Annotated in this window: 2 pseudogenes; both read left to right on the forward strand. The window is 46.7% G+C overall.

The window, feature by feature from the left end:
- Positions 1 to 213: pseudogene (locus R7044_RS27900) on the forward strand (ABC transporter ATP-binding protein); the annotation flags it as partial.
- A pseudogene (locus tag R7044_RS27905) lies at positions 213 to 523 on the forward strand (hypothetical protein); the annotation flags it as partial. The pseudogenes R7044_RS27900 and R7044_RS27905, both read left to right, overlap by 1 nt.

A 523-nucleotide genomic window follows, 5' to 3' on the forward strand; every position in this document is an offset into this window, starting at 1 on the left:
GACAGCATCAGTGAAGACTACTTTATTCTCGATGCCAATGACGAACACCGTGCGCAAATTGAAGCGATGCACCCACTCTCTTCTCAAAAAGGATTAGGCACAACGAAATGGCTATTGTCTTCACAATACGCTGATCAAGCGGCAGGGCTTGGCGATGTGCATGGTGTAAAACTGGCGGATCTGTTTTTAGCGTTACAAAAGGAGGCAGCATGATGCGCTCTGTCGTCGCAATGTTGCGTAAAGAGTGGTTAGAAAACCCACTAGTATTGCGCTTACCTTTGTTTATGTTGGCGTGTGGAGCGTTGCTTTTTATTAGTTTGATGAGTAACACCACGTTGCAACACAATATGTTTTTCGAAATGAGCCTCGGTGGCGATGTGAGTGATATTCACAAAGAACTTGGGGATGACGTCAACATGCTGATCACTGGTGGCGCTGGTTTGCTGTCTATGTTACTTGCCATCCAGTACTTCCCTAGAACGCTGCGTAAAGAGCGTGCCGAAGGCAGCATTATGTTTTGGCG

It is taken from the genome of Vibrio sp. 1402 (assembly GCF_033340275.1).